This window comes from Kitasatospora sp. NPDC051705 (assembly GCF_044453265.1).
Lineage (GTDB): Bacteria > Actinomycetota > Actinomycetes > Streptomycetales > Streptomycetaceae > Kitasatospora.
In genome coordinates this window covers 245,856-271,582 of sequence record NZ_JBITCO010000005.1, presented here as the reverse complement: position 1 = coordinate 271,582, position 25,727 = coordinate 245,856, and the positions used below count along the sequence as shown (strand labels likewise).

Annotated in this window: 26 protein-coding genes and 2 tRNA genes; 15 read left to right on the top strand and 13 right to left on the bottom strand. The window is 72.0% G+C overall.

All coding sequences use genetic code 11. The features are described from left to right. Positions 1 to 130: 130 nt before the first annotated feature. From ACIA8Q_RS09460 to ACIA8Q_RS09410, 11 genes are all read right to left on the bottom strand, one after another. Entirely contained in the window at positions 131 to 2,128 is a 1,998-nt protein-coding gene (locus tag ACIA8Q_RS09460) for a DUF3987 domain-containing protein (protein WP_396316957.1), read from the bottom strand. Continuing rightward, a complete protein-coding gene (locus ACIA8Q_RS09455) occupies positions 2,125 to 2,412 on the bottom strand; it encodes a hypothetical protein (RefSeq protein WP_396316956.1) in 288 nt (95 codons plus the stop codon). Before ACIA8Q_RS09455 ends, ACIA8Q_RS09460 begins: the two co-directional genes overlap by 4 nt. Before the next feature lie 157 nt (positions 2,413 to 2,569). Continuing rightward, on the bottom strand, positions 2,570 to 2,740 hold the full coding sequence (locus ACIA8Q_RS09450) for a hypothetical protein (protein WP_396316955.1): 171 nt from the start codon (positions 2,738 to 2,740) through the stop codon (positions 2,570 to 2,572). A 25-nt stretch (positions 2,741 to 2,765) separates the two neighbouring features. Continuing rightward, positions 2,766 to 3,794, bottom strand: a complete 1,029-nt coding sequence (locus tag ACIA8Q_RS09445) for a hypothetical protein (RefSeq protein ID WP_396316954.1) — start codon at positions 3,792 to 3,794, stop codon at positions 2,766 to 2,768. 11 nt (positions 3,795 to 3,805) lie between these two features. After that, positions 3,806 to 4,213 (bottom strand): hypothetical protein, encoded by a 408-nt coding sequence (locus ACIA8Q_RS09440; protein ID WP_396316953.1) that lies wholly within the window; start codon positions 4,211 to 4,213, stop codon positions 3,806 to 3,808. Positions 4,214 to 4,230: 17 nt separating this feature from the next. Beyond that, complete coding sequence (locus ACIA8Q_RS09435) at positions 4,231 to 5,226, bottom strand: hypothetical protein (protein WP_396316952.1); 996 nt, start codon at positions 5,224 to 5,226, stop codon at positions 4,231 to 4,233. Between the two features lie 151 nt (positions 5,227 to 5,377). Next, entirely contained in the window at positions 5,378 to 5,551 is a 174-nt protein-coding gene (locus ACIA8Q_RS09430; RefSeq protein WP_313764238.1) for a hypothetical protein, read from the bottom strand. Next, positions 5,551 to 5,796: a hypothetical protein gene (locus ACIA8Q_RS09425; protein WP_396316951.1), complete on the bottom strand. Its 246-nt coding sequence runs from the start codon at positions 5,794 to 5,796 to the stop codon at positions 5,551 to 5,553. The genes ACIA8Q_RS09430 and ACIA8Q_RS09425 overlap by 1 nt, the downstream gene beginning before the upstream one ends. Beyond that, positions 5,793 to 5,915, bottom strand: coding sequence for a hypothetical protein (locus tag ACIA8Q_RS09420; RefSeq protein WP_396316950.1), 123 nt, complete (start codon positions 5,913 to 5,915; stop codon positions 5,793 to 5,795). The genes ACIA8Q_RS09425 and ACIA8Q_RS09420 overlap by 4 nt, the downstream gene beginning before the upstream one ends. 69 nt (positions 5,916 to 5,984) lie before the next feature. After that, entirely contained in the window at positions 5,985 to 7,256 is a 1,272-nt protein-coding gene (locus ACIA8Q_RS09415) for a hypothetical protein (protein WP_396316949.1), read from the bottom strand. Beyond that, complete coding sequence (locus tag ACIA8Q_RS09410) at positions 7,253 to 7,501, bottom strand: hypothetical protein (protein ID WP_396316948.1); 249 nt, start codon at positions 7,499 to 7,501, stop codon at positions 7,253 to 7,255. Before ACIA8Q_RS09410 ends, ACIA8Q_RS09415 begins: the two co-directional genes overlap by 4 nt. 511 nt (positions 7,502 to 8,012) lie before the next feature. Here ACIA8Q_RS09410 and ACIA8Q_RS09405 point away from each other — a divergent pair. After that, positions 8,013 to 8,861, top strand: a complete 849-nt coding sequence (locus tag ACIA8Q_RS09405) for a GntR family transcriptional regulator (RefSeq protein ID WP_396316947.1) — start codon at positions 8,013 to 8,015, stop codon at positions 8,859 to 8,861. Then, complete coding sequence (locus tag ACIA8Q_RS09400; RefSeq protein ID WP_396316946.1) at positions 8,858 to 9,592, top strand: HAD family hydrolase; 735 nt, start codon at positions 8,858 to 8,860, stop codon at positions 9,590 to 9,592. The genes ACIA8Q_RS09405 and ACIA8Q_RS09400 overlap by 4 nt, the downstream gene beginning before the upstream one ends. Before the next feature lie 796 nt (positions 9,593 to 10,388). Here ACIA8Q_RS09400 and ACIA8Q_RS09395 read toward each other — a convergent pair. Further along, positions 10,389 to 10,949 (bottom strand): hypothetical protein, encoded by a 561-nt coding sequence (locus ACIA8Q_RS09395; RefSeq protein WP_396316945.1) that lies wholly within the window; start codon positions 10,947 to 10,949, stop codon positions 10,389 to 10,391. A 943-nt stretch (positions 10,950 to 11,892) separates the two neighbouring features. Here ACIA8Q_RS09395 and kdpF point away from each other — a divergent pair. From kdpF to ACIA8Q_RS09365, 6 genes are all read left to right on the top strand, one after another. Next, positions 11,893 to 11,982 (top strand): K(+)-transporting ATPase subunit F, encoded by a 90-nt coding sequence (kdpF, locus tag ACIA8Q_RS09390; protein ID WP_097237446.1) that lies wholly within the window; start codon positions 11,893 to 11,895, stop codon positions 11,980 to 11,982. 1 nt (position 11,983) lies between these two features. After that, entirely contained in the window at positions 11,984 to 13,648 is a 1,665-nt protein-coding gene (gene kdpA, locus ACIA8Q_RS09385; protein ID WP_360219791.1) for a potassium-transporting ATPase subunit KdpA, read from the top strand. Beyond that, complete coding sequence (gene kdpB, locus ACIA8Q_RS09380) at positions 13,648 to 15,771, top strand: potassium-transporting ATPase subunit KdpB (RefSeq protein ID WP_396316944.1); 2,124 nt, start codon at positions 13,648 to 13,650, stop codon at positions 15,769 to 15,771. The genes kdpA and kdpB overlap by 1 nt, the downstream gene beginning before the upstream one ends. A gap of 17 nt (positions 15,772 to 15,788) precedes the next feature. Further along, a complete protein-coding gene (gene kdpC, locus ACIA8Q_RS09375; protein WP_396316943.1) occupies positions 15,789 to 16,424 on the top strand; it encodes a potassium-transporting ATPase subunit KdpC in 636 nt (211 codons plus the stop codon). A gap of 183 nt (positions 16,425 to 16,607) precedes the next feature. After that, positions 16,608 to 19,151 (top strand): ATP-binding protein, encoded by a 2,544-nt coding sequence (locus tag ACIA8Q_RS09370; RefSeq protein ID WP_396316942.1) that lies wholly within the window; start codon positions 16,608 to 16,610, stop codon positions 19,149 to 19,151. Continuing rightward, positions 19,144 to 19,818: a response regulator gene (locus ACIA8Q_RS09365; RefSeq protein ID WP_360209214.1), complete on the top strand. Its 675-nt coding sequence runs from the start codon at positions 19,144 to 19,146 to the stop codon at positions 19,816 to 19,818. The genes ACIA8Q_RS09370 and ACIA8Q_RS09365 overlap by 8 nt, the downstream gene beginning before the upstream one ends. A 390-nt stretch (positions 19,819 to 20,208) precedes the next feature. Here ACIA8Q_RS09365 and ACIA8Q_RS09360 read toward each other — a convergent pair whose 3' ends face one another. Beyond that, complete coding sequence (locus ACIA8Q_RS09360; protein ID WP_360209211.1) at positions 20,209 to 21,480, bottom strand: hydrolase; 1,272 nt, start codon at positions 21,478 to 21,480, stop codon at positions 20,209 to 20,211. A 268-nt stretch (positions 21,481 to 21,748) separates the two neighbouring features. Here ACIA8Q_RS09360 and ACIA8Q_RS09355 point away from each other — a divergent pair. From ACIA8Q_RS09355 to ACIA8Q_RS09325, 7 genes are all read left to right on the top strand, one after another. Further along, a tRNA-Thr gene (locus ACIA8Q_RS09355) sits at positions 21,749 to 21,821 on the top strand. Positions 21,822 to 21,864: 43 nt separating this feature from the next. Beyond that, positions 21,865 to 21,937: transfer RNA gene (locus ACIA8Q_RS09350), tRNA-Met, on the top strand. Between the two features lie 83 nt (positions 21,938 to 22,020). After that, positions 22,021 to 22,185 (top strand): 50S ribosomal protein L33, encoded by a 165-nt coding sequence (rpmG, locus tag ACIA8Q_RS09345; RefSeq protein ID WP_006604855.1) that lies wholly within the window; start codon positions 22,021 to 22,023, stop codon positions 22,183 to 22,185. 119 nt (positions 22,186 to 22,304) lie between these two features. Further along, positions 22,305 to 22,763: a MaoC family dehydratase N-terminal domain-containing protein gene (locus ACIA8Q_RS09340; RefSeq protein ID WP_360209208.1), complete on the top strand. Its 459-nt coding sequence runs from the start codon at positions 22,305 to 22,307 to the stop codon at positions 22,761 to 22,763. Between the two features lie 5 nt (positions 22,764 to 22,768). After that, positions 22,769 to 23,191 carry a MaoC family dehydratase gene (locus ACIA8Q_RS09335; protein WP_360209206.1) on the top strand — a complete coding sequence of 141 codons (423 nt, stop codon included), beginning with the start codon at positions 22,769 to 22,771 and terminating at the stop codon, positions 23,189 to 23,191. A 117-nt stretch (positions 23,192 to 23,308) separates the two neighbouring features. After that, on the top strand, positions 23,309 to 23,983 hold the full coding sequence (locus ACIA8Q_RS09330; RefSeq protein ID WP_360209203.1) for a TetR/AcrR family transcriptional regulator: 675 nt from the start codon (positions 23,309 to 23,311) through the stop codon (positions 23,981 to 23,983). Positions 23,984 to 24,080: 97 nt separating this feature from the next. Continuing rightward, the gene (locus tag ACIA8Q_RS09325; RefSeq protein ID WP_396316941.1) at positions 24,081 to 25,721 is read left to right on the top strand and encodes an MFS transporter; all 1,641 of its coding nucleotides are present in this window, start codon (positions 24,081 to 24,083) and stop codon (positions 25,719 to 25,721) included. Positions 25,722 to 25,727 lie beyond the last annotated feature (6 nt).

Here is a 25,727-nt window from a genome sequence, read left to right as displayed (position 1 = left end):
CTGCCGGGGCGTCAGGGGTTGTCAGGGCTGTCAGGGGATCTCGGCTATCCCCTGACAGCCCTGACGTTCCCTGGCGGGCCGTCTGGCGGCGATTGGCCTGGTCAGGGCTTTGTCCTGACATCCCTGACGGTTACGCAGGCGCGTCTGCGGCCGTGGGGGTGCTCACGGCCGGGTGGACGCGGTAGGTGACGGCCTGGGGCCGGCCGCGCTGGCCGCTGGCGCTGGGCTGGTCGGTGCGGAGCCAGCCGTGCTGTTCGAGCAGGTGAAGGGCCGGTTCGACGTCGGCGACCTTCTTGAACCGCCGGGACGACGCGACGGCGTCGTGGGCCTTGATGTGGGTGCGGTGGGTGCCGTCCTTCTTCGGCCGCTGGAGCCACTGGAGGAGGGCGTGGGCGTCCTCGGTGGCGGGGTCGGCGGCGATGAGGTCGAAGACCGCGAGGGTGTGCGCGGTGTAGTAGTCCGCGATCTCGGCGGCGCGCTCGACGGTGGCGGCCTCCAGGCCGGCGCGCCAGGCGTTGCTGTCCCGGTCGGAGGCGATGTGGTCGGCGAGGTGGAGCAGGACGGCGATCCGGGCGATGTGGCCGACGAGTTTGCCGGCCCAGTCCTTGATGTGGGCGAGCGGCTGGTCGGGGCGGAGCTGGACCTCCACGCGCTCCTGGAGGCGCTCGATGGCGAGGTCGGCGGCTTGGTCCATCAGCACAGTGACCGGGTCGCTGAGGTCGGTCATGGCCCGGAGCAGGCGGGTCAGGTTGCGGTCGTAGGCGCTCGCGAGCTTGTCGGGGATCGGGGCGGTACGGACCTTGCGGTAGCCCAGGTTGGAGGGCGGCAGGGAGTACAAGAAGCGGGCGAGTAGGCCGCGGTCGCGGGCCCCCGGGGCGGCGCCGAGTTCCTGGAGGACGGCGGGCTGCGGGGTCACGCCGATGGTGAGCGCGGGCTTGTCGACGGTGGGCTGCTCGCGGGTGATCCGGTCGACCTGGAGTCGCTCGCCCTTGTGAGCCTGGAGGAACACGCCCAGGTTCGGCTTGCTGCTGTAGCGGCCGACCATGCTGTCGAACAGGTCGCCCTCCGGGGAGAGCGCGGCCAGACACCGGTGCGCGGCGAGCTGGCTGGTGACGGTCTCCGGGGTGATGTCCCCGGACAGCGTCAGGCGCGGGCTCGGAGGGACAGCGATCTCCTCGGCAAGCATCTTGGCGGCGGAGATCTCCGCGACGAGCCGGGTGCGGTCGAGGTCAGGGTTCTTGCGGGCCTTCGCCATCAGAGCATCGACCTCGGCCAGCGCGGCGTCCTTGGCGGTCTCGGCCTCGATGATCGCCGCCCTGGCGCCGGCCTGCAGCTCGGCCTCGACCTTGTAGACCGGGCCCATGGCGAACGCGAACACGTCGGACTTGCGGCTGGCCGGGGGCATCGCGCAGGTCAGGTAGAGGTTGGACTGCTCGCGCCAGCCGGGCCGGATCTCCACGTTCACTCGGCCGCCGGCGGCGGTCGACAGCGCGGCCAGGGCCATGGTGGCGGACGCGTCGGGCGGAGTCTGGGTGAACTCGGCGACCGCCGCGACGTAGGCGCCGACCCATCCCGGCAGGGCCTGGACGGGGAAGGTCGGCAGGGCGCCGTGGGACCCGAGCGGAACGGGGTCGAGCCAGGTGTCGCCGGCGGCCAGGTCGGCGAGCACGGAGAGCGCGGCCGTGCGGACGGCGTCCAGGTCGGCCTGGTCCTCACCGGCCATGGCCATGTGGGCGAGGCGGCTGGTGGCTGTGCCGATGCGGCGGCGTTCGGCGGCGAGCCGCACGATCTCGGCGTAGTAGTCGCCGTTGGCGGCGGTGGGGGTCGCCTCGATGCAGGCGTGCAGGTAGCTCGGCCCGCCGATGCGGACCAAGTCGCCTTGGGTTCGCAGAGCGCTGGCCAGCAGCATCGGGTCGACCGGCCGCTCACCGCCGGCCATGCGGGTGATGGCGCGCCAGATCGTCTCGTGCGCGGGGTGGTAGAACGCGCTCGGGTCGCCGAGCTGGGCGGCCAGCGCCGGAATCTGGGCGGGGTTGAGCAAGGCCGCGCCGATGACGGCCTGCTCGGCGGCCTTCACCTCGGCGGGCTCCGGCCGGAACGGGATCACGTTCAGGAAGTTCTCGGTCACCGCTCCTCCTCGTTGGGGAGCTGGTGGTGGTCGAGCCAGGCGAACGGGGAGGTGGTCTGGGCGCGCTTGTAAACCTCGATCGCCGCGCCGGGGACGCTGCAGGGGCGGACTCTGGGGTCGATGAGGCTGGCGTACAGGCGCGCGCCGTGGTGCACGCAGGCCTTGGCGGCGTCGCCGTGCCGGTCGAGGACGGTCACGGCGTCGAGCGGGCCCTCGCAGGGGCTGGCGTCGCCGAGGTGGGCGGCCTCGCAGCGGGGCTGCGGCGAGGTGGTGTTTCCGGGCATGCTGGAGTCCTCTGGTCTCTGAGAGGGGATCGGATTGGTCCCGCAGCAACCGCCCGTTACCCGGCAAGGTCGACGGTTGCTGCGGGGCTTCGTGCTGTGTCGGTCAGTCGTCCTCGGGGCCGCAGAGGCAGCTCTCGGGGGTGGGGGACGCTTTGGCTCAGTCCTCGGTCGAGGCGAGCCCGTGGCGGCGCTCCCACTCGCGCCAGCAGCCGCGGACGAGGCTCTGGGTCACGGGGTCAGGGTCGTCCTGGTGCCGCTCGATCGCGGCGCACAGCTCCGCCATCGTGAACTCCGGGATCGTCTTGTCGGGCCAGCGGTCGGTGGTCATGGCAGGTGCCTCTCGTGTCGGTGGATCAGGCGGCGGTGGCGTGGCCGACGACGATCGTCCGGGCGGGGTTGTCGGGGTCGGCGCGCATGACGAACCCCTCTCGGGTGGACCACTCGTTGGCGTTGTTGGCGTTGTTGGCGTTGTTGGCGTTGTTGGCGTTGTTGTTGTTGCTCTGACCTGCGACAACAACGCCGCCAGGGGCGCTCTCGGAGGGGGAGGGGAGAGGGGGCACGTCGTCGTGGTGGATGCCGGGCACGCTGACGCCCTCCACGCGCACCCCTCCGCGGACCTTCACACCGGCCTCATGGAGGAGGCCTCGGACGGCCTTCCCGGACCGCTTCCAGAGGGGGTGTTCGGCGGCCAGGTGGGCGGCCACGGCGGTGAGCGCGACGTGGGTGCCGGCGGCCCCGAGGAGGGCCACCGCACGGCGGGCGTCAGCGGGGGTCGGGGAGGTCGCCGCCGAGGTCTCGCCGCGGGCCTCGGCGGAGGCCTGATCCGGGGTCAGCGGCGGTCGCTCGGCGAGGTCCTCGGCGACGCTCTGCTCGGCCTCCTCCTTCTCCTCGACGGCCTTCTGGCCAGGGGCGGGTGCGTGGATCAGCGCGGCGATCCACCACACGCCGATCAGCAGCCCGATGCCGGGCTCGATGAGGGGGCGGGCGAGGGCCCAGACCAGCGGGCCGCCGACGATCAGCATCAGCGCCGCGGCACCGGCACCGTCCCCGGCGCGGCTGCGCTTCTCCTTGCGGGCGGCCTTGGCCTGCGCCGCCTCGATCTCGCGGGCGGTGACCCGGGCGCTCTCCCGGGCGTGGATCATCGCGGCGCGCTTCGTCGGGTCGGGGGTCTCGGCGAGCTTCTTGGCGAACTCGGCGTCGGCCGCCTGGGCGGCCTCGGCGGCGAGCCGCTCCTGGTCCGCCTTGAGCGCGGCGGCCTCGGCCCGGCGCTCGCGCTGGGGGGCCGTCAGCCGGCGGACCAGAACGGGGGTGCCGGTGGCCAGGCCGGTGAGCGGCCACAGCAGGGTGTCGCCCAGCTTCTCGGTGGGGAAGATCTTCTCCATCGTCTTCGCCCTCACTTGATGAACGCGCTGATCAGGCCGCTGAGGATCGACGAGGGCAGGACCCAGAGCCCGCCGGCGGCGGCGAACAAGCTGGGGGCGACCGCGCCGCAGAGCGCGTCCTTCCACGCCCGGGGCTGGAGGCCGAACACCGCGAGGGTCAGAACGGCCGCCGTGGCGCCGACCTTCCACTCCCCCAGGGCGGCGTTGCCCTCGAAGGCGGTGCTGAGCTGCTGGCCGATGCCGCTGAGCTGCTGGAACGCCGTGCCGGCGTTCGCGGCGAGCAGGCCGATGCCGAACGCCCAGTAGGGGACGTGGTCGTCCTTGACCTTGATCTTTCCCTTGCCGCGGACGCCGACGTACAGGTACATCGTGGTGACGGTGGCGGCGCCGCCCGTGCCGAGTGCGATGAGGCTGCTCATGTCTGTCTCCTTGGTGGCTAGAAGAGGGGCAGGGCGTCGAGGAGCGGGGAAAGGCCGGCGGCGACGGCGAGGCCGGAGGCGACCGGGATGCGCAGGGCAACGAGGATCATGAGGGGTCCGGCGCCCCGGACCTCGCTCACGCGCAGGCGGCCCCGGTCGCGGGTGTGCAGGTCGAGGGCCCACCCGGCGGCGGCCAGCAGCAGGCCGACGCAGGGCCCGCCGGGCGCGATCAGCGGCACCAGGCCGGTGGTGTAGCCGCCTACCGCGCTGATCGCGGTCAGCACGCACCAGCGGCGGAACCGGACCGTGCGGTCGGAAGGGCCGGCAGCGCGGGCGGCTCGGCGGCGCGCGCGCCGGGCCCGGGTGCGGTCCTCGCGTCGGTCGGCCAGCTGCTGCTGACGGTGGCGCAGGGCACGCTGGGCGGGGGTCTCCCCGGCCGCGGCGCGCTCCCGGTCCTCTCGGGCGCGAGCGCGCTGCTTGGCGAGCTCGCGCTCGGATTCCCGGCGCTGGGCCCGGTCGTCCGGGGTCTCGGAGATTCGCTCGGCGAGCAGATCGGCGAAGCCGACCAGGTCGTCCCGCCGGATGGGGCGGTCGGGGGCGAGGACGTCCTCGACGCGGTGGCGTTCGGCGCGCTCCTTGGAGGTCTCCCCGACCTTGCCGAGCGCCGAGTCCATCCGGGCGCGCTGCGCGGCGAGCAGGTCCTCGTACTCGACCTGCTGGCGGGCGGCGCGCTGGTCCTCGCTCTCGGTGAGGAGCTGCGCGACCTGGGAGGTGATCGTCGAGGCCTGATCGGACAGGATCCGGCCGAACGGGGCCCAGAACGCCTGCGCGGCGTCCTCCACGGAGGCGGCCTCGGCGGGGCCGGTGTCGATAGGGACCGGGATGTGGACGTCGGGCTCCGGCTGGACCGGGGCGGGGATGCGGGGGCCGGCCTTGCGCCACCACTCGCTCACCGGCTCAGGCGTCGGCATGCCGGCGGTGGGCGGCTCGGTCGGGGGCGGGGGGATCGTCACCGGAGCCACCCCCGGCGGGCCAACTCGCGGAGGCCCCACACGGCGAGCCCGACGTCGACCAGGATCAGCAGCAGGCAGAGCAGGTAGATCACGGCTGTCTCCTCTCGGGAGAGAAGGGGGCCCGGCTGGGGCCGGGCCCCGGGACGGCGGGTCAGGAGGAGCGCCACCAGGCGCGGACGGGGTTGGCCTCCAGGGCCGTGGTGCGGCGGGTCTTGGCGTCCATGGCGGCGTGCCCGGCGCGGTCCGCCTCGCGGACGGCCTTCGCCCTGCGCTGCTGGCGGGACTGCGCGGGCTGGGCGGGCTGCTTCTTGCCGAAGCCGAGCATCAGGAGCCCTGCCCGATCCGGCCGACCAGCACGAACGGCTCGCCGTCCAGCTCGCAGAGCGCGCGGAACTCGGCGGGGTACCGGCCGTCGGCGGAGGCGTCGGAGACCGTCAGGCGGCGGCACCAGGTCTCGCGGAGCAGGCCGGCGACCTCATCGATCGTCAGCGGCTCGGAGAGGCGGTAGGCGAGGCCGCCGCGGTCGAGGCGGGCGATGCCGAGGCCGGGCACCTCCTTGAGCGTCTTCACCGGGCACCGCCCCTCGCGCCGAGGATGCGGGTGAGCAGGCGATCGGCGGCACCGGCCGCCTGGTCGCGGTCCTCGTGGGTGATGGGCGGGATGGGGAATGCACTGCTGGTCAGGGTCATGACACTGCCCTCGTTGTGCGCGTCGTGGGGCGGATCTGGGGGAGGGGTAGACGTCCTCGCGGCGGACGCTCAGGCGGCGGTCGGCGGGTTGCTGCGCTCGGCGTCGACGTGGCGGCGTAGGCGTACGGCGTAGTCGTTGCGGCAGCCGAGGGCGTCGCGGACCTTCTTGGTGGTGAGCTCCTGGCCGTGCGCGGCCAGGCCGTCGGCCAGGACGCGAATCCGGGCGATGTCGGCTGGGTCGAGAGGGCGTTCCCCGGCGGCTTCGGAGGCGTTCCCGATCGCCTCGTTCGGGCCGCTTTTCTTGGGCGCCCCAGAAGCGGGTGCGGGTGCGTACGACCCCGTTCCGTAAAGGGCTTCCAGGCTTTCGAGCGTGATCGGGGAAGCGTTCCGCAACTCGGCGGGAACGGAGTCGAGGTAGACGCCGTCGGACGGCCCGGAGGGCAGCGGGAGGGTGAGGGCGGGGAACGGGTCGTCGGGCATTCCCGGCCACAGATCGGCGGGCGCCGGGAGCGCGCTCAGCTCTGCGACCCGGGCCCGGGCATTGAGCCTGCGGGCGAGCAGGTCGGCGGTCAGGCCGGGGATGGTGACGCCGTGGACGTACTCCCATGCGATCCGCCACGCCTCGTCGGCCGGCAGCGCGCCGAACGGGGCGGCGGACAGCAGGCGGTCGGCGACCTCCCGGACGTCGGGGTGGTGCTCGGCTCGGCGGCGGGTGTGCTCGGTCTGCTCCTTCGCCTGCTTCTTCTCGGCGGTTGTCGGGCCGCGGCCGCCGTGGGTCTGCAGGTCGGTCAGCCAGACGGCGCCGATGCTGGACAGGGCCAGCACGAACGCCACCCAGTGGTGGGTCGGGTACTGCTGCCAGCCGTGGGCGAAGTTGATGCCCCCGGCGACCAGCCCGGCCGCCCACGCGCCGAGGCGGTAGGTGCGGGTGGAGCGCTCGCCTTCGGCCTGGGCTCCCATGGCGACCAGCGCCCACGCGCCGCCCTCCAGCATCGCGGCCAGCAGCACCGCGAGCAGCAGCGCCACGTTCGCGTGATCGAGCGCGGCGACCTGGGAGACCACGGCAGGCACGATCGAGCAGGCCTGCACGAAGCGGACGAACGCCCGCGCCGGGTTGGCCGCCATCCACCCGGTGGCCCTGCCGAGCCGCGCGGCCCGCGCCGTCCGACGCCGGTCCCGGGCCTCCTCGGCGGCTCGCTGATCGGCTTCCCGCCGCTGACGGGCTGCCTCGGCGTCCAGCCGGCTCTGCTCGCGCTCGTCCCGGCGGTCCGCTCGGGCGTCGGCGCGCTCGGCCTGCCGGTCGGCCCGCCGTTCGGCGCGGTAGTCGCCCAGCCCGCTCACGCGGCCACCAGCTCGATGCCGGCGGTGCGGCCGACGGCCGCCCGGAACCGCAACGGCACCGGCGCCATCTTCATCTGCTGCTCGGCGAAGGCGGCCAACTCCGGGTCCTCCCGGCGCAGGTCCGCCAGCACCGCGTACGCCACGTCCGAACGGGCCTGGCGCTCGACCGCCGACTCGCCGCGCACGCCGGCGAACAGCTCCTCGTCCACGCCCAACGCCAGCTCCGCGAACTCCTCGGAGTCCAAGGCGTGTTGCCCTGCAACAATCGACCTCACGGGTCTACCTCTTCCAGTCGGAGGTGGGCCCCAGGGGCTGCCGCGCGCCCGGCCAAGGAAAGCGCGGCGGCCCCGAATCCAGGGCCGGCTACTCGTCACGTCACGAGCAGCCATGACCCCCGACCCGCCACAGGCGGCACGGATCGGGGACCAAAGACACTCGTTCGCTGAGACCGCGCCGGTCCGGCGCCGAGGAGCTCGGCGGTGAACGGGCGGGGGGTGCGTCTTTCGGGGCAGACGCGGACCTCTCGGTCCATGCCATCCGCATGCCAAGGCGCGGTCGACCTCGGCCCGATCTGCCCCGGGCCCCTTCGCCTATCCCCATAGGCGCATTTGTGCAGCTCAGAGCAGCCCAAAGAAGGCCCCTCTGTGTCACCCCTGTCTCACTCGGTGCGACACGCACAACATAGACAACCTGCTTAGGCAGGTCAATAGAGTTGGGTTTCTCGCGCCTGTTGGGCACCTCCCCTAGCATTGGTCCATGGCCCTAGACCCGGATGACTCGCGCCCCCCGTATCAGCAGGTCAGCAGCTCTCTGCGGGCCTCGATCCTCACGAAGAAGCCGGGCTTCGAGACGGGAGACAAGCTCCCCTCCGGCCCCGAACTGGCGAAGCACTTCGGCGTGGCGCGCGGCACGGTGGACAAGGCGCTCGACCTGCTCCGCACCGAGGGGCTGATCGTGACCCGGCAGGGGAGCGGCTCGTTCGTTCGGGAGCGCACCTCGCGACCGGTCGGGCTGCGGCCGCACCTGGAGGCGGCCTTCGAGCAGCAGCAGGTGACCCTCGACTTCGCCGGCTTCTCCAGCGAGACGCTGCACAACGCGTTGCAGGAGCCGCTCGACAAGGTCCGCTCCGGCCGGCTGGCGCCGGAGTCCATCACGATCCGCCTGCTGCTGCCGGACACCACGGCGCCGATGGCCGTGCCGGTCCTGGTCGACGGCCTCCAGGACGAGGCCGCCCTCCGGCAGCGCGCCCGCAACATCGCCCTGACGAACGCCGGCGGGATCGCGCACTCGGTGGAGATGCTGGCCGAGTTGGGCCTGGTCCAGAAGGCGAGTGTCCAGGTGAAGGTGCACCGGGCGTCCAGCCTGTTCAAGCTGTACATCCTGAACCGGTCGGAGGCCTTCTTCGGCTTCTACCCGCTCCGCGAGCGCACCGTGGCGATCGACGACACCGCCCACACCTTCTACGACGTGACCGGCAAGGACACCACCCTGTTCCACCACGCCGCCGGCCCGGACGACGCCTCGCTCGGATCGCAGTACGTCCAGCAGGCCCAGATGTGGTTCGACAGCGTGTGGAGCACGATCGCGTACGAGCGGCAGCCATGAGCGCCACCCCTCAGCAACTCGCCGATGTGCTGCGGCCGGTGAAGCACGTGCTCCTCGACTTCGACGGCCCAGTGTGCTCGGTGTTCGCCGGCCTTCCCGCCCCGGAGGTCGCGCGCCGACTCCGTGAGGCCCTGCTCGCCGCCGGCGAGCAGGGCCCGGCCGGGGCAGAGGACGAGAGCGACCCGCTCGCCCTGCTCCGCCTGGTCGCGGACGCCCGCCCCGATCTCACGGAGAGCACGGACGCTGCCCTGGCTGCGCTGGAGACCGAAGCCGTCCGGGCCGCCCGCCCGACTCCGGGCGGAGAATCGGTTCTCCGCGCGTGTGCCCGCTCTGGCCGCCTGGTCTCGGTGGTCAGCAACAACGCGGGTGCAGCCATCGAGGGCTACCTCGCCGAGCATGGCCTCGGCGACTACGTGGCCGGCGTCTTCGGGCGCGCCCCGGGTGACCCGTCGTCCATGAAGCCGAACCCGCGCCTCCTGCTCGAAGCCATGGAAGCCGCAGGCGCCGGGCCGGAGCACTGCATCTTCATCGGTGACGCGACCCGCGACGTCGAGGCCGGGGAAGCAGTTGGCGTTCCCACGATCGGTTACGCCAACAAGCCAGGTAAGGACGCCCGGCTAGCCGCTGCCGGGGCAGTGGCGATCGTGCACTCGATGGAGCTTGTTGCCGAGGGCCTTCTAGGTGTCACACCAGGGTCAGGCCTCGAATGGCGGGGGCGCGGGTGTGACTGAGATCACGCCCATGCCCCCATTGGTGCCTCACACGACACGCCGAAGCCCTGCAAGGCCTATAGGGCGGGCGATCTACCGCGCTGGAAGCAAATCACACCACCACACTCGCAACTTTTACTGGGCGGGTTAATCGAAGTCGCTTTTAAAGTTCCAACGGTCGTTTCCACCGCCCACGAAGCCGCGCACCAGGGGCAGTTCGCGACGCTAGGCTTCTCGCAGCCAGGCCCCCAACGCTCGGTTCGTTTCGGGTCCGACCCGGCCCATCTTGCGCCCCGTTGGGGAGCGCCCCAACGGTGCCGAGTAGGAGGGGTCCTGGCATGGCACGTAGGTCACGAAGGTCGAGCAAGCGACTGAACAGCCCCGATTGGTGGATGGTCGGCATCAGCGGGCTCGGACTCATGGTCACGATTGCCGAGTGTGTGGGGAGGCTCATCCACTAGGTGTGAGCCGAGGACGGACGACAGCGGTGCGGGCAGCAGTAGGCCCGGCCGGTAGGTGGTCGGCCGGGCCTACTTGATCCCGTGCACAGGCTCGGCTCCGGGGGCAACCGGGGCCGAGCCTCACGGGTAGCAGAGAGAACACCTTGCCGTACGTACGGCAAAGTTCTGTAACGACTGAGTTCTGTAACGACTCTAGTCCGACGGAAAGAAGTAGACCACATCTCGCCCTCGGCTAGCGGGGGCTTCAGATGGGTCCGCGACAGGCAGGCGTACTTCAATCCGTGCGCCGGCAGCGACGTGCAACGCAGGAGGGGGCGACATCTCCAGGCCCTCCGGTAGCGCGCGGGGTTGGCCGCCTACTGACTTTGTGCGAACCCTGGATCCTCTCCGCCGAGCGCCCTCCGAGCACTAGCGATGAAGTCGTGCAACCTGGTGATCTCTTCCCGATGGTTTGACATCTGCTCGTCACTGAGGAGGGTCGCAAGCGGCTGGGCCGCACCCAGATGGGCCTTGGCGGCGGTCTCCAGCACGTAGTAGGAGCGCACTGCCGAGCTGTTGAGGTCGCGGGCTGCATCGCTCACCTCGGGAGGGCCCTCGAGTCGAACGTATTCCGCCTCGCGATCAAGGACCTCAAGCGCCTCGAAGTAGTCCTGCCAGATCTGCGGCAAGGGGTCGGATGAGGGCGGAACGGCAACCCGGCATATGTGTCCTGCCCTCTGCACCTTTTTCATGGCTGCCATCAGTCGGATGTATGTCTCACGACGTTCAAGGCGATGCGCCGAGCGGCGTTCTTCTCGGACGCTCATCTGCTGAGCAAGCCGCTCTTGGCGGCTCTTCAGCACTCCGAACAACCCTGTGAGCCCCACTCCACCGAGTGCGGATGCTGCCGAGATGACTGCCCCCCAGTTGTCTGTCACGGAGACAGTGAAGCAGTCAGAACCACCGAAGCGGGAGGGTGTGCGTGCGGCAGCACCGGGGGCCGCCGGACCGTTCCAGCGGAGCTGATCCGGACCAGGCACGGACCAGAATCGGCCTGTGATCAAGATCTCGCAGGCCAGGGCACGTCTGGTCAGCGGCCTGTAAATCTGTCGCGCAAGCTACGCAGGTTCGAACCCTGCACCAGCCACAGGATAGAGAACAGCCCCCGATCTGCGGAGACGCGGATTGGGGGCCGTTCTCGTTTTCGCGCCGCGGCGCCGGGGGTGCACTTGTTGCGCATTGCTTGCAATTACTGGCAGCTGGCAGCAGAGTGGGGTCCGAGGGTGGGCCGGGCCGTTCAGCGTGAGTGCGGTGTCCCGGGTGTGCGGGTGCGCGCCGGGGGTCCTTCGCAAGAGCTGGTCGTCTTCCCAACCGGCGCCCGCCGGGACAGCGGCCCCCCACCCCCGTCCGGTGCAGCCATCCGTTCGGCGCCGCACGGCCGTCAGGAGCGCGTCAGGAGCGCCCGTCGCCGCGTCAGGGGCGCGCAGCCGTGACCGACCGCGCACCGCGCCCGCACACCGGTGCGGTGGTCCGCCAGCCGCGGACGGCCGCGGGTGCCGACGTGACCGGCTGACGCGCAGCTCAACGGCCCCGGAGGGTGTTCGCCCTCCGGGGCCGTTCGCCGTCCGGGGCCGTTCGCGTCAAGGTCCCGTCAACGTCCCGCCCTCACCCGTATGGAGGGCGTCAGGGCCCCCGTGACGCGCCCCCGGCGGCTGCTTGGCTGCATCTGCCGGCCTTCCGCCGGCGCCGCGCCGGGCCCCGGCCCGTTCGCGGCAGTCTCTCGAACCACGCTGGTGGAGCCATGTCCGATCTCATCTACGTCGGTGTCACGGTCGCCGTGTTCGCCGTCATCGCCCTGATCGCGCGGGGGGTGGAGAAGCTGTGAGCGCCGAGAACATCGCAGGTCTGATCGTGGCCGTCGCGCTGGTCGGCTATCTCGTCGTCGCGCTGATCTACCCGGAGAAGTTCTGACATGAGCTCCACTCTCGCGGGCTGGCTGCAGGCCGTCGCCCTGGTCGGCGCGCTGGCCCTGTGCTACCGGCCCCTGGGCGACTACATCGCCCGCATCCTGACCACCTCCAAGCACCTCAGAGTCGAGCGCGGCATCTACAAGGTGATCGGCGTCGACGGCGACGCCGATCAGCGCTGGCCGGTGTATCTGCGCTCGGTGCTGGCCTTCTCGGCCGTCTCCGTCCTCTTCCTGTACGGGCTGATCCGCCTGCAGGGCCACCTGCTGCTGAGCCTGGGCGTTCCGCAGATGGAGGGCCACCAGGCCTGGAACACCGCGATCTCGTTCGTCACCAACACCAACTGGCAGTCCTACAGCGGTGAGTCCGCGATGGGCCACCTGGTGCAGATGGCCGGCCTGGCGGTGCAGAACTTCGTGTCCGCGGCCGTGGGCATCGCCATCGTGGCCGCGCTGATCCGGGGCTTCACGCGCAACCGGACGGACCGGCTGGGCAACTTCTGGGTGGACCTGGTCCGGATCAACCTGCGGCTGCTGTTGCCGATCGCGTTCGTCTTCGCGCTCGTCCTAGTGGCGAACGGTGTGGTCCAGAACTTCCACGGCTTCCACGAGGTGACCAACCTCGCGGGTGACGTGCAGAAGATCCCGGGCGGCCCGGTGGCCTCGCAGGAGGTCATCAAGGAGCTGGGCACCAACGGCGGCGGCTTCTTCAACGCCAACTCGGCGCACCCGTTCGAGAACCCGACCGGGTTCACGAACTGGCTGGAGATCTTCCTGATCCTGCTGGTCCCGTTCGCGCTGCCGCGGACCTTCGGCAAGATGGTCGGCGACAACCGCCAGGGCTACGCGATCGCCGCGGTGATGGGGATCTTCTGGGTGGCTTCGGCGGCCCTGATCACCTTCGCGGAGTCGCAGCACTCCGGTACCGCCCTGCAGGCGGCCGGTGCCGCGATGGAGGGCAAGGAGCAGCGGTTCGGCATTGCGGCCTCGGGCCTGTTCGCGGCGTCGACGACGTTGACCTCGACCGGCGCGGTGAACTCCTTCCACGACTCGTACACACCGTTCGGCGGCGGGATCACGATCTTCAACATGATGCTGGGCGAGATCGCGCCCGGCGGTGTGGGTTCCGGTCTGTACGGGATGCTGATCCTGGCGATCGTCGCGGTGTTCGTGGCCGGTCTGATGGTCGGGCGCACCCCGGAGTACCTGGGCAAGAAGCTCGGCGGCCGGGAGATGAAGTTCGCCTCGCTGTACATCCTCACCACGCCGACGATCGTGCTGGTCGGTACGGGTGTGGCGATGGCGCTGCCGGGTGAGCGGGGAGGGATGCTCAACTCGGGCGCCCACGGCTTCTCCGAGGTGCTGTACGCCTTCACCTCGGCCGCGAACAACAACGGCTCGGCGTTCGGCGGCATCACCGTCAACACCGACTGGTACGACACCGCGCTCGGCCTGTGCATGGTGTTCGGCCGGTTCCTGCCGATGGTGTTCGTGCTGGCGCTGGCGGGCTCGCTCGCCCGGCAGCAGCCGGTGCCGGCCACTCCGGGCACCCTGCCCACCCACAAGCCGCTGTTCGTGGGCCTGCTGTCGGGCGTCGTCCTGATCGTCGTCGGCCTCACCTACTTCCCGGCCCTGGCTCTCGGGCCGATCGCGGAAGGTCTCTCCTCCTGATGTCCACTCCCACGCTCACCCCCGCACCGGCCGACCAGGCCGACCGGGCCGAGTCCGCCGCGTCGCACAGAGTCTCCAGCGGCCTCCTCGACCCGAAGCTGATCGTCGCCTCCCTGCCGGACGCGGTGAAGAAGCTCGACCCCCGGGTGATGGTCAAGAACCCGGTGATGTTCGTGGTCGAGGTCGGCTCGGTGGTCACCACCGTCTCCGCGATCGCCAGCCCGTCCGTGTTCGCCTGGGTCATCACCCTCTGGCTCTGGCTGACCACCGTGTTCGCCAACCTGGCGGAGGCCGTCGCCGAGGGCCGCGGCAAGGCCCAGGCCGACACCCTGCGCAAGACCAAGACCGAGAGCGTCGCCCGCCGGCTCACCGACTGGCCCGCCTCGCAGGCCGAGGAGGAGGTCCCCGGGACGGCCCTGCGGCTGGGCGACCACGTGGTGGTCGAGGCCGGGCAGGTCATCCCCGGTGACGGCGACGTCGTCGAGGGCGTCGCGTCCGTCGACGAGTCGGCGATCACCGGTGAGTCCGCGCCGGTGATCCGGGAGTCCGGCGGCGACCGCTCCGCGGTGACGGGCGGCACCAAGGTGCTGTCCGACCGGATCGTGGTGCGGATCGCCTCGGAGCCCGGCAAGTCGTTCATCGACCGGATGATCGCCCTGGTCGAGGGTGCCGCCCGGCAGAAGACGCCCAACGAGATCGCGCTGAACATCCTGCTGGCCTCGCTGACCGTCGTCTTCCTGGTCGCCGTGGTGACCCTGCAGCCGATGGCCACCTACGCCGGCGCTCCGCAGTCGATGATCGTCCTGGTCGCCCTGATCGTGGCGCTCATCCCGACCACCATCGGCGCGCTGCTCTCCGCGATCGGCATCGCCGGCATGGACCGCCTGGTGCAGCGCAACGTGCTGGCCATGTCGGGGCGCGCCGTCGAGGCCGCCGGCGACGTCAACACCCTGCTGCTGGACAAGACCGGCACCATCACCCTGGGCAACCGCCAGGCCGCCGAGTTCCTCGCGGTGAGCGACGTCTCCACCGACGAACTGGCGAGCGCGGCGCAGCTCTCCTCTCTCGCGGACGAGACCCCGGAGGGCCGCTCGATCGTGGTCCTCGCCAAGACCGAGTACGGTCTGCGGGCCCGTGCCCAGGGCGAGCTGACGCACGCCACCTGGGTGCCGTTCACCGCCCAGACCCGCATGTCGGGCGTCGACCTGGACGAGGCCGACGGTGTCCACCAGGTCCGCAAGGGCGCGGCCGCCGCCGTGTCCAACTGGGTCGCCGACAACGGCGGCCGGGTCACCGACGAGGTCTCCACCCTGGTCGACGGCATCTCCGCCGCCGGTGGCACCCCGCTGGTCGTCGCGACGAAGGCCGGCGGCGAGCCCGCCCGCGTGCTGGGGGTCATCCACCTCAAGGACGTGGTCAAGGAGGGCATGCGGGAGCGCTTCGACGAGCTGCGCCGGATGGGCATCAAGACCGTCATGATCACGGGCGACAACCCGCTGACCGCCAAGGCGATCGCGGAGGAGGCGGGCGTGGACGACTTCCTCGCCGAGGCCACCCCCGAGGACAAGATGGCCCTGATCAAGAAGGAGCAGGAGGGCGGCAAGCTGGTCGCGATGACCGGCGACGGCACCAACGACGCCCCCGCGCTCGCCCAGGCCGACGTCGGCGTCGCGATGAACACCGGGACCATGGCGGCCAAGGAGGCCGGCAACATGGTCGACCTCGACTCCAACCCGACCAAGCTGATCGAGATCGTCGAGATCGGCAAGCAGCTGCTGATCACCCGTGGTGCGCTGACCACCTTCTCCATCGCCAACGACGTGGCCAAGTACTTCGCGATCATCCCCGCGATGTTCGCCGGGGTCTACCCGGGCCTGAGCCACCTCAACGTCATGGGCCTGCACAGCCCCCAGTCCGCGATCACCTCGGCGATCGTCTTCAACGCCCTGGTCATCGTCGGCCTCATCCCGCTCGCCCTGCGCGGGGTGAAGTACCGCCCCTCCGATGCCAGTTCGCTGCTGCGCCGCAACATCGGGATCTACGGGCTCGGCGGTCTGGTGGTGCCGTTCGTCGGCATCAAGCTGATCGACCTGATCGTCCAGTTCATCCCCGGCCTCAACTGAGAGAGGAGTCCACCGCGATGTCCAAGCCCCTGCCCGCCGCCGTGCGGACCCACTTCACCGCCCTGCGCGTGCTCCTGGTGCTCACCGTGATCCTCGGAGTCGCCTACCCGCTGCTGGTCACCGGCATCTCCCAGGTCGCCTTCAGCGAGAAGGCGAACGGCTCGATCGTGAAGGCCGACGGCAAGGAGATCGGGTCCAGCCTGCTCGGCCAGAACTTCAACCTGCCGAAGAAGAACCCGGACGACCCGAAGGAGGAGGCCCAGCCGGACCCGAAGTGGTTCCAGCCCCGCCCCTCCGCCGCCGGGGCCGGCTACGACCCGTCCTCCTCCAGCGCCTCCAACCAGGGCCCGAACAGCGAGGACCTGCTGAAGGCCGTCAACGACCGCCGCGCCGCCGTCGCCGCCTTCGACGGCGTCGACCCGGCGAGCGTGCCGGCCGACGCACTGACCGCCTCCGGCTCCGGCCTCGACCCGCACATCTCCGTGGCCTACGCCAAGGAGCAGGTCGACCGGGTCGCCAAGGCCCGCAACCTGCCGGTCGACAGGCTGAACCAGCTGGTCGACACGTACACCGAGGGCCGCTCGCTCGGCTTCCTCGGACAGGACGGCGTCAACGTCGTCCTGCTCAACAAGGCTCTCAGCGAGCAGAAGTGACACATCGTCACAGCATCGAGTGACCGGGCCGGCCCGGGCGCGGGAGAACGGCTCCCGCGCCCGGGCCGGTCGCACGCGTCCCCGCCCGCTCCCCGCCCGCTTCCCCGGACGGGACCAGACCGGCCTCCGCTCCCGACGGAAGGCACGCCCGGCCTTCCCTCCCGATGGAAAGAAGCAGCGCCCATGCCCCGCGACCTCACCCCCGGCACCGGCATCCGCGGTGGCCGGCTGAGGGTGTACCTCGGATCCGCGCCGGGGGTCGGCAAGACCTACCGGATGCTGGACGAGGCCCGGCGCAGACGCGAGCGCGGCGCCGACGTCGTGGTCGGGTACGTCGAGTGCCACGGGCGGTGCCACACGGAGGGCATGCTGGCCGGTCTGGAGGTGCTGCCCCGGGCCCGGCGCACCTACCGCGAGGCCGGGTTCGAGGAGATGGACCTCGACGCCGTGCTCGCCCGCCGCCCCGCCGTCGTGCTGGTCGACGAGCTGGCGCACACCAACATCCCCGGCGGCCGGAACGCCAAGCGCTGGCAGGACGTCGAGGAGATCCTGGCGGCCGGGATCGACGTCATCACCACCGTCAACGTCCAGCACCTGGAGTCGCTGAACGACGTCGTCCAGAAGATCACCGGGGTCCCGCAGCGCGAGACCGTCCCGGACGAGGTGGTCCGCCGGGCCGACCAGATCGAACTCGTCGACATGGCCCCGCAGGCACTGCGCCGGCGGATGGCCCACGGCAACGTCTACAAGGCCGAGAAGGTGGACGCCGCGCTCTCCAACTACTTCCGGGTCGGCAACCTCACCGCCCTGCGCGAACTCGCCCTGCTCTGGGTGGCCGGGCGGGTCGACGAGGGCCTGCGCGACTACCGTGCCAGCCACAACATCGACCGGGTCTGGGAGACCCGGGAGCGCGTCGTGGTCGCCCTCACCGGCGGCCCCGAGGGCGAGACCCTGATCCGCCGCGCCGCCCGGATCGCCGACCGGACCGCCGGGGGCGAGCTGCTCGCCGTCCACGTGACCAGGAGCGACGGCCTGGCCGGCGCCTCCTCCGGTGCGCTCGCCCAGCAGCGGCAACTGGTGGAGACCCTCGGCGGCAGCTATCACATGGTCGTCGGCGACGACATCCCCACCGCGCTGCTGGCCTTCGCCCGCGCCCACGACGCCACCCAGCTGGTGCTCGGCACCAGCCGCCGCGGCCGGGTCAACCGGTTCCTGACCGGCCCCGGTATCGGGGAGACCACCGTGGACGCCTCCGAGGACATCGACGTCCACATGGTCACCCACGCGTTCACCGGCCGCGGCCGGCTGCCCTCGCTCGGCCGCCGCCACTCCCGCCGCCGCACCGTCGCCGGCTACGCCGCCGGGTTCGCGCTGCCCTGGCTGCTGACCGCCGTGCTCTCCCAGGCGCACGAGAGCATCAACCTCACCACCGACGCGCTGATCTTCCAGCTCGGCGTGGTCATCGTCGCGCTGCTGGGCGGTGCCACCTCCGCCCTGCTGGCCGCGGTCACCGCCTCGCTGCTGCTCAACTACTACTTCATCCCGCCCATCCACACCCTGACCATCGGCGAGACCAACAACATCGTCGCCCTGGTGGTCTTCGCGGCCGTCGCACTCGCCGTCTCCACCGTCGTCGACCACGCCGGCCGGCTCACCAGCAGGGCCGCCCGCGCCACCGCCGAGGCCGAGACCCTCTCCACCCTGGCCGGCAGCGTGCTGCGCGGCGCCGACGCGCTGCCCGCCCTGCTGGAGAAGTCCCGGACGGCCTTCGGCATGCGGACGGTCGCCCTGCTCTCCCGGGCCGACGGCGAGGTGATCGCGCACTCCGGGGCCGGGCAGCCGGACGAGGGCGGCGCCCCCGTCGAGACCACCGAGGTCCCGGTGGCCACGGACGCCCTGCTGGTCCTCACCGGGCGCCGGCTGCCCGCCGCCGACCAGCGGGTGCTGACCGCCTTCGCCGCCCACGCCGCCGCCGCCCTGGAACGCGAGCGGCTCGCCGTGGTCGCCGCCGAGGTCGAGCCGATCAAGGCCGCCGACCGGATGCGCACCGCCCTGCTCGCCGCCGTCAGCCACGACCTGCGCACCCCGCTCGCCGCCGCCCTCGCCTCGGTCGGCTCGCTGCGCAGCCCCGACGTCGAGTTCTCGCCCGAGGACCAGGCCGAACTCCTCGCCACCGCCGACGAATCACTGGTCAAACTCACCCGTCTGGTGGACAACCTGCTCGACATGAGCCGCCTCCAGGCCGGCGCCCTCACCCTGCACCTCACCGGGACCCACGTCGACGAGGTCCTGCCCCGGGCGCTCGACAGCCTCGCCGACCCGTACGCGCCGGTCCAGCCGCTCGACCTGGAGACCGCCCCGCCGGTGCTCGCCGACCCACCCCTGCTGGAGCGCGTCCTCGCCAACGTCATCACCAACGCGCTGCGCCACAACGCCCCCGGCGCACCCGTCCTGGTGACCGCCAGCCACCACGCCGACCAGGTGGAGATCCGGGTGATCGACCGCGGCCCCGGCATCGCGCCCGAGGACCGCGACCGGGTCTTCCTGCCCTTCCAGCGCCTCGGCGACACCGACAACACCACCGGCGTCGGCCTCGGCCTGGCCCTCTCCCGCGGCCTCGCCGAGGCCATGGGCGGCAGCCTGGAGGTCGAGGACACCCCCGGCGGCGGCACCACCATGCTGCTCACCCTGCCCGTCGCGACCGCGGAGGAGCCCGTCCATGAGTGAGATCCTGGTCGTCGACGACGAGCCGGCGCTGCTGCGCACCCTGCGGATCAACCTCAGCGCCCGGCGGTACGCCGTCCGCACCGCGGCCAGCGGGGGCGAGGCGCTGGACCGCGCCGCGCACCGCGCCCCGGACGCCGTGCTGCTCGACCTCGGCCTGCCGGACCTCGACGGCATGGACGTGCTGCGCGGCCTGCGCACCCGCAGTGCGGCGCCGATCATCGTGCTCTCCGGCCGGTCCGGCGCCGCCGACAAGGTGGGCGCCCTGGACGCGGGCGCCGACGACTACCTGACCAAGCCGTTCCTGATGGACGAGCTGCTGGCCCGGCTGCGGGCGGTGCTGCGCCGGCCGCCGGTCGGCGCCCCGCCGGGCCGGCCGGTGATCGGCGACCACACCGTCGACCTCACCGCCACCACGGTGACCGGCCCGCGCGGCCCGGTGCGGCTCACCCCGACCGAGTGGCGGATCCTCGCCCTGCTGGTGACCAACCCCGGCCGGCTGGTGCCCGGGCGGCAGATCCTGCGCGAGGTGTGGGGGCCGGCCCAGGAGGGGCGCGGCAACTACCTGCGGGTCTACCTGGCCGGGCTGCGCCGCAAGCTGGAGCGCGATCCGGCCCGGCCGCGGCACCTGATCACCGAGCCGGGGATCGGCTACCGGTACGAGCCCTGAGCCCTGAGCCGGGAGCCCTGAGCCGGGAGCCGGGAGCTCTGAGCCCTGAGCCGGGCCGGGGCTGAGCCGGGAGCCCCGGGCCGGTCCGGTCCCGTCGCGTCAACGGCCCGTCAAGAGCGGTCCCGCGGGCGACAGGGGGGCGTCAAGGCCGGTCGGGGGCGGTGCTCCGTGGGCGTAGTGTCGGTGTCGACCGAGCGGGACCGGCTCCTATGTGGGGGAGGCCCGGGACCGCTCCAGCCGCCCGTCGAACGGCGGCCAGTAGTGGGGGAGGGGCGCGCAGCCAAGGCTGCGCGCCCCTTGGGCTTCCCCGGTTTCGCAGGCTTCCCCGGCTGCCCGGCCCCGAGGCCGCCGCCGGGCGGGATCCGCCCGACGGGATCCGCGGGACGGGCGCTAACCCCCTCCGGTGCTCCCCGACTGCCGGGGCAGCGCCAGCGCCACGGTGTCCGCGAACTCCCGTACCGCGCTGGTCCGGCTGACCACCCGTCCGCTGTGCACCACCAGCCGACTGTGGCCGCCCGCGAGCGCCCCCGTCAGACTGTCCCCGCGCACCGCCAGCAGCTCCGCCGGGAACCCGGCGTCCACCCGGACCAGCGGCAGCCCGAGCGCGCTGCGGGCCTGGTTGGCCACCGCGTCGTACGCCGCGTCGGCGTCCAGCTCCCCGCTCGCCGCCAGCAGGTAGGCCGCCTCCAGCGGATCCGCCCGGCCGACCGGGTTGGACGGGTCCCGCAGCGCGCCGCTGCCCGCCGCCAGCGGCACCCGGGCCTCCACCAACTCCCGTAGCAGTCCTGGGCGCAGACCCGACGAGCGGCCCTCCAGTCCGGTGCAGCCGCCGTTCTGCGGCAGGCACACCACCCGCACCCCGCTGGTGGCCAGTGCCGCGGCGGCGCCCCGGGCCAGCGCCCCGCACGGGCCGAGCGTCACCCGGGGCCGCAGCGGGGCCAGCGCACCCGCCAGCCTGGCGAGTCTTGCGTGGTCCGCGGCCGTGGTGTGCAGGTCCACCGGGCAGTCCGCCTCCCGGGCGGCGTCCAGCAGCACCTGGACGTACCCGGCCGGGTCCGGATCCAGTTCGGGGCAGCCGCCGGCCGCGGTGGCGCCGAGTTTGAGCGCGTCGCGCAGCTGCGCCCGGCCGTCCGCGCCGGCCCGCCCGGTGAGCAGCCGGGGCATCGCCACCGCCTGGAGCTCGGCCAGGCCGCGCAGGGCCTGCCGCGCGGTGAGCACCGCCTCCAGCCGGCGCAGCCCGTGCACGTCGCCGATCCGGACGTGGGTGCGCTGGGCGGTGGCGCCGTAGCCGAGCGAGGTGAGCGCGGCCTCGGTGACCCGGCGGGTGAGGTCGGCGGGGGTGTCCGGAGGCGGGGCGGGCAGGGCGGCGGAGAAGGCGGTGTCGTAGTGGGCGTGCGCCTCGGCGGGGGCCGGCAGCAGCAGGTAGCCGGTGAGGTCGATCCGGGCGCCGGTGGTCACGGTGGGGGCGCCTGGCAGCGCGGGCAGCGGGCCGAGGCTGCCGACCGTGCCGACGGCCTGGATCCGGTCCCCGCTGATCCGGACGTCCACCACCCGGCCGTCCGCGAGCCGGGCGCCCGTGAGCAGGAGGACGGGGCCGTGCCCGAGCGGGTTGGCCGCCGGGCCGGGGCCGGAGTGCGGCCCGTCGGCGGCTGAGCTGTCCATCGCCGGCTCCTTCCCGCCCTGGCCCGTCCGGTCGGCCGGACCGTGCTGGTCCCGGGCCGTCCCGGTCAATGAGGGTCGAGCCTATGGCGCGAGGGCGCGGGGTGCCGGGAGGCGGGCAATAGTCGTATCGGGTCGGGCCGTGCGGCTCCGGGGCCGATCGAACGCGGGGCCTTGGATCGTTCGTCCGTGCACCTCGCCGACCTGCGGACTTCGCGTCGGGATACGGATTTCACCTCTGGGCGCGAAACGTGTAATCTCTTCCTCGTTCGCCCCTATAGCTCAGTCGGTAGAGCGTCTCCATGGTAAGGAGAAGGTCTGCGGTTCGATTCCGCATGGGGGCTCTGGTGAGAAGCAGTCAGCCTCGGCTGTGCTGCGGATCACCGTGGCGGTGTAGCTCAGTTGGTAGAGCAAGCGGCTCATAATCGCTGTGTCACCGGTTCAAGTCCGGTCACCGCTACCCCGCGTAGTCGGTCGGGAGATCGCACTCCCGGTCGGCTACTCTTGTTGTGTTCTTATTCGTTGTCCAAGGAAGGCACTCCCGTGGCTGCCACCGACGTCCGCCCGAAGATCACGCTGGCCTGCGTGGAGTGCAAGGAGCGGAACTACATCACCAAGAAGAACCGGCGTAACGACCCGGACCGTCTTGAGATGAAGAAGCACTGCCCCCGCTGCAACTCGCACACCGCGCACCGCGAGACCCGCTGACCCTCACGCAGGGCATCATCGGGCCTGTGTGAATTGAGGTCTTGAACTCCGGGCCGCATCCCTCCAGGGGGGTGCGGCCCGGAGCTTTTTCGTATCCACCCGCTTTTCGAGGAGCTGCCATGGCGCTCGACCCCTCCTTCATCGGGCGGACCTACCCGCCCACCGAGCCGTACGAGGTGGGCCGGGAGAAGATCCGCGAGTTCGCGATCGCGATCGGTGACGCCAACCCGGCGTTCACCGATCCGGCGGCGGCGAAGGCGCTGGGCCACTCGGACGTGATCGCCCCGCCGACCTTCCCGTTCGTGATCACCTACCGGGCGGCCTCCCAGGTGGTCGAGGACCCGGAGCTGGGCCTGGACTACAGCCGGGTGGTGCACGGGGACCAGAAGTTCGCCTACACCCGCCCGATCCTGGCGGGCGACCGGCTGACGGTCGCGGTGACCATCGACAACATCAAGTCGCTGGCGGGCAACGACGTACTCACCGTGCGTGGCGAGGTGTCGGACGCGATCGGCGAGCACGTGGTGACGTCGGTCATGACGCTGGTGGCCCGGGCCGCCGACGAGGCGGGGGAGTGAGCACGATGGCGATCAGCTACGACGAGGTCGAGGTCGGCACCCAGCTGCCGGCGCAGTCCTTCCCGGTGACCCGCGACACTCTGGTGCGCTACGCGGGCGCCTCCGGGGACTTCAACCCGATCCACTGGAACGAGAGGTTCGCGCTGGAGGTCGGCCTGCCGGACGTCATCGCGCACGGCATGTTCACCATGGCCGAGGCGATCCGGGTGGTCACCGACTGGGTCGGCGACCCGGCCGCGGTGGTCGAGTACGGCGTCCGCTTCGTCCGTCCGGTCCCGGTGCCGAACGACGGGGTCGGCGCGGTGGTCGAGGTGTCGGCCAAGGTCGCCAAGCTGCTGGAGGGCCGCCGGGTGCAGGTCGACCTGCTGGCCACCACGGGCGGGCAGAAGGTCCTCGGGATGTCGAAGGCCGTCGTCCAGCTCGGCTGAGGCCGGGGCGCGGCACGGCCGCCCCCGTCCCGTCCGCCGCGACGGGGCCCGCCCGACGGGTTCCCGCCGCGGCCGCGGCCCTTGCCTGGATAGTGATTGGCCACTAACTTGGATCCCATGGCGAGGGCGAGCATGCGGATGAGTGCGGAGGAGCGGCGCGAGAGCGTCGTCCGTGCCGCGATGATCGAGTTCGCCAGGAGCGGCTACCGGGGGACGTCCACCGAGACGATCGCCCGCCGGGTGGGCGTCTCGCAGCCGTACCTGTTCCGGCTGTTCCCGGGCAAGCAGGCGATCTTCAAGGCCGCCGCCGACCGCTGCATCGAGGAGACCTGGCAGGTCTTCGACGAGGCGTCGGCCGGGTTGACCGGCGAGGCGGCCGGCGAGGCGATGTCCCGCGCGTACCTGGGGCTGGTCGAGGACCGCGAGCAGCTCATGATGCAGATGCAGCTCTACGTCTCGGTGTTCGCCGGTGACACCGCGGACGAGGACGAGATCGGCGAGGCCGCCCGGAAGGGCTGGCTGGACCTGTTCGACCGGATCAGGATCCGGCTGGGCGGCGACACCGACGAGGCGACCGCCTTCATGGCCTACGGCATGCTGATCAACACCCTGGTGGCGCTGGGGTTCCCGCGGGAGCACCGGATCTGGGACGGCTTCGGGCGGGGTGACGAGGGACACGCCGAGGGGTCGGGCGAGGAACACGCCGAGGGGTCTGGCGAGGAACACGCCGAGGGGTCGGACGAGGGGCCAGAGGGGCTGGTCGAGGGACCGGCCGGGGAGCAGACCGAGTAGGACGCCGGGTGTCGGCCGTGCGGCGGAGTCCGTACGGCCCTCTTTCGGCCCGCAGAAGTTATTGATCAATAACTATCCAGAGTGAACTGGGGGAGTCATGTCGGAGAAAACGGAGGCGCCGGGCCTGGGCAGGCTCGGTGTCTGGACCCTGGTGATCACCAGCGTGGCGGGCTTCATGGCCAGCCTGGACAACCTGGTCGTCACCACCGCACTGCCCTCCATCCGGGAGGACCTCGGCGGCGGCCTGTCCGACCTGGAGTGGACGGTCAGCGCCTACACCCTGGCCTTCGCGGTCCTGCTGATGTTCGGCGCCGCGCTCGGCGACCGGTTCGGCCGGCGCCGGATCTTCCTGATCGGGCTCACGCTCTTCACGGTCGGCTCCGCCGCGGCGGCGCTGTCGCCGGGCATCGGCGCGCTCATCGCCGCCCGCGCCGTCCAGGGTGCCGGGGCCGCCGTCTCGATGCCGCTCACCCTCACGCTGCTCACCAACGCGGTGCCCGCGGCCAAGCGGGGCCTGGCCTTCGGCATCTGGGCGGGCGTCAACGGCCTCGCCATCGCCACCGGGCCGCTGGTCGGCGGCATGCTCACCGAGCACTTCTCCTGGCAGTGGATCTTCTGGGTGAACGTCCCGGTCGGCCTCCTCCTGGTGCCGCTCTCCGCCGTCAAGCTCCGGGAGAGCCGCGGCGCCAGCCCGGCGCTGGACGTGGCCGGCACCGTCCTGGTCAGCCTCGGCCTGTTCGGCGTCGTCCTCGGCCTGATCCGCGGCAACCCGGACGGCTGGACCAGCCCGCTGGTGCTGCTCTCGCTGGTCGCCGGCGTCCTGTCGCTGGCCGCCTTCGTGCTGTACGAGCAGCGCTGGGCGAAGCACCCGATGCTGCCGATGCGGCTGTTCCGCAGCCGGGCCTTCTCCGCGGTCAACGCCTCGGGCCTGCTGATGTTCCTCGGGATGTTCGGCTCGATCTTCCTGATCAGCCAGCACCTGCAGACCGTGGGCGGCTACAGCCCGCAGGAGGCCGGCATCCGGATGCTCCCGTGGACCGGCATGCCGCTGATCGTCGCCCCGATCGCGGGCATCCTCGCCGACCGCTTCGGCGGCCGCCCGATCGTGGTGACCGGGCTGCTCCTTCAGGGCCTCGGCCTGGCGCTGTACGCGGCGATCAACGGCGCGGCCACCGGCTACGACTACGCCTCCGAGGTCCCCGCCGTGGTGATCTGCGGCATCGGCATGTCGCTGTACTTCGCACCGACCGCTGCCCTGGTGATGGACAGCGTCGCCCCGGAGGAGCAGGGCATCGCCTCCGGCGCCAACAACGCGCTGCGCGAGGTCGGCGGCGCGCTCGGGGTGGCCGTCCTCTCGGCGGTGTTCTCGGCGCAGGGCGGCTACACCTCGGAGCAGTCCTTCGTCGACGGCCTGGTGCCCGCGCTGTACGTCGGCGCGGGGGTGGTCGTGGTGGCGGCGCTGTGCGCGATGCTCCTCCCGCGCCGGGTGAAGCCCGTCGCCTCCGCGGCGCCCGCCGGGGAGAACACCGCGGACACGAAGGCCGAGGCGGACGCGAAGCCCGAGCAGGCCGAGCGGGCCGAGCAGGCCGGGCAGACCGAGCAGGCCGAGGCGGACGCGAAGCCCGAGCGGGCCGAGCAGACCGAGACCGCGAAGACCGCGAAGACCGCGAAGGCCGGCGAGCCCGCGGACGCCGGGGCCGCCGACCGGCCCGTCCCGGCCGAGGCCGCCCGCGGCTGAGCACCG

Bases quoted from the DNA above. Each gene is read 5' to 3' on its own strand.
- ACIA8Q_RS09370 (WP_396316942.1), top strand. From the start codon at position 16,608: ATGCCCCGCGACCTCACCCCCGGCACCGGCATCCGCGGTGGCCGGCTG.
- ACIA8Q_RS09340 (WP_360209208.1), top strand. From the start codon at position 22,305: ATGGCGCTCGACCCCTCCTTCATCGGGCGGACCTACCCGCCCACCGAG.
- ACIA8Q_RS09445 (WP_396316954.1), bottom strand. From the start codon at position 3,794: ATGGAGAAGATCTTCCCCACCGAGAAGCTGGGCGACACCCTGCTGTGG.
- ACIA8Q_RS09330 (WP_360209203.1), top strand. From the start codon at position 23,309: ATGGCGAGGGCGAGCATGCGGATGAGTGCGGAGGAGCGGCGCGAGAGC.
- ACIA8Q_RS09450 (WP_396316955.1), bottom strand. From the start codon at position 2,740: ATGACCACCGACCGCTGGCCCGACAAGACGATCCCGGAGTTCACGATG.
- ACIA8Q_RS09430 (WP_313764238.1), bottom strand. From the start codon at position 5,551: ATGCTCGGCTTCGGCAAGAAGCAGCCCGCCCAGCCCGCGCAGTCCCGC.
- kdpB (WP_396316944.1), top strand. From the start codon at position 13,648: ATGTCCACTCCCACGCTCACCCCCGCACCGGCCGACCAGGCCGACCGG.
- kdpC (WP_396316943.1), top strand. From the start codon at position 15,789: ATGTCCAAGCCCCTGCCCGCCGCCGTGCGGACCCACTTCACCGCCCTG.
- ACIA8Q_RS09335 (WP_360209206.1), top strand. From the start codon at position 22,769: ATGGCGATCAGCTACGACGAGGTCGAGGTCGGCACCCAGCTGCCGGCG.
- ACIA8Q_RS09365 (WP_360209214.1), top strand. From the start codon at position 19,144: ATGAGTGAGATCCTGGTCGTCGACGACGAGCCGGCGCTGCTGCGCACC.
- ACIA8Q_RS09420 (WP_396316950.1), bottom strand. From the start codon at position 5,915: ATGACCCTGACCAGCAGTGCATTCCCCATCCCGCCCATCACCCACGAG.
- ACIA8Q_RS09400 (WP_396316946.1), top strand. From the start codon at position 8,858: ATGAGCGCCACCCCTCAGCAACTCGCCGATGTGCTGCGGCCGGTGAAG.
- ACIA8Q_RS09455 (WP_396316956.1), bottom strand. From the start codon at position 2,412: ATGCCCGGAAACACCACCTCGCCGCAGCCCCGCTGCGAGGCCGCCCAC.
- ACIA8Q_RS09325 (WP_396316941.1), top strand. From the start codon at position 24,081: ATGTCGGAGAAAACGGAGGCGCCGGGCCTGGGCAGGCTCGGTGTCTGG.
- ACIA8Q_RS09440 (WP_396316953.1), bottom strand. From the start codon at position 4,213: ATGAGCAGCCTCATCGCACTCGGCACGGGCGGCGCCGCCACCGTCACC.
- kdpA (WP_360219791.1), top strand. From the start codon at position 11,984: ATGAGCTCCACTCTCGCGGGCTGGCTGCAGGCCGTCGCCCTGGTCGGC.
- ACIA8Q_RS09405 (WP_396316947.1), top strand. From the start codon at position 8,013: ATGGCCCTAGACCCGGATGACTCGCGCCCCCCGTATCAGCAGGTCAGC.
- ACIA8Q_RS09360 (WP_360209211.1), bottom strand. From the start codon at position 21,480: ATGGACAGCTCAGCCGCCGACGGGCCGCACTCCGGCCCCGGCCCGGCG.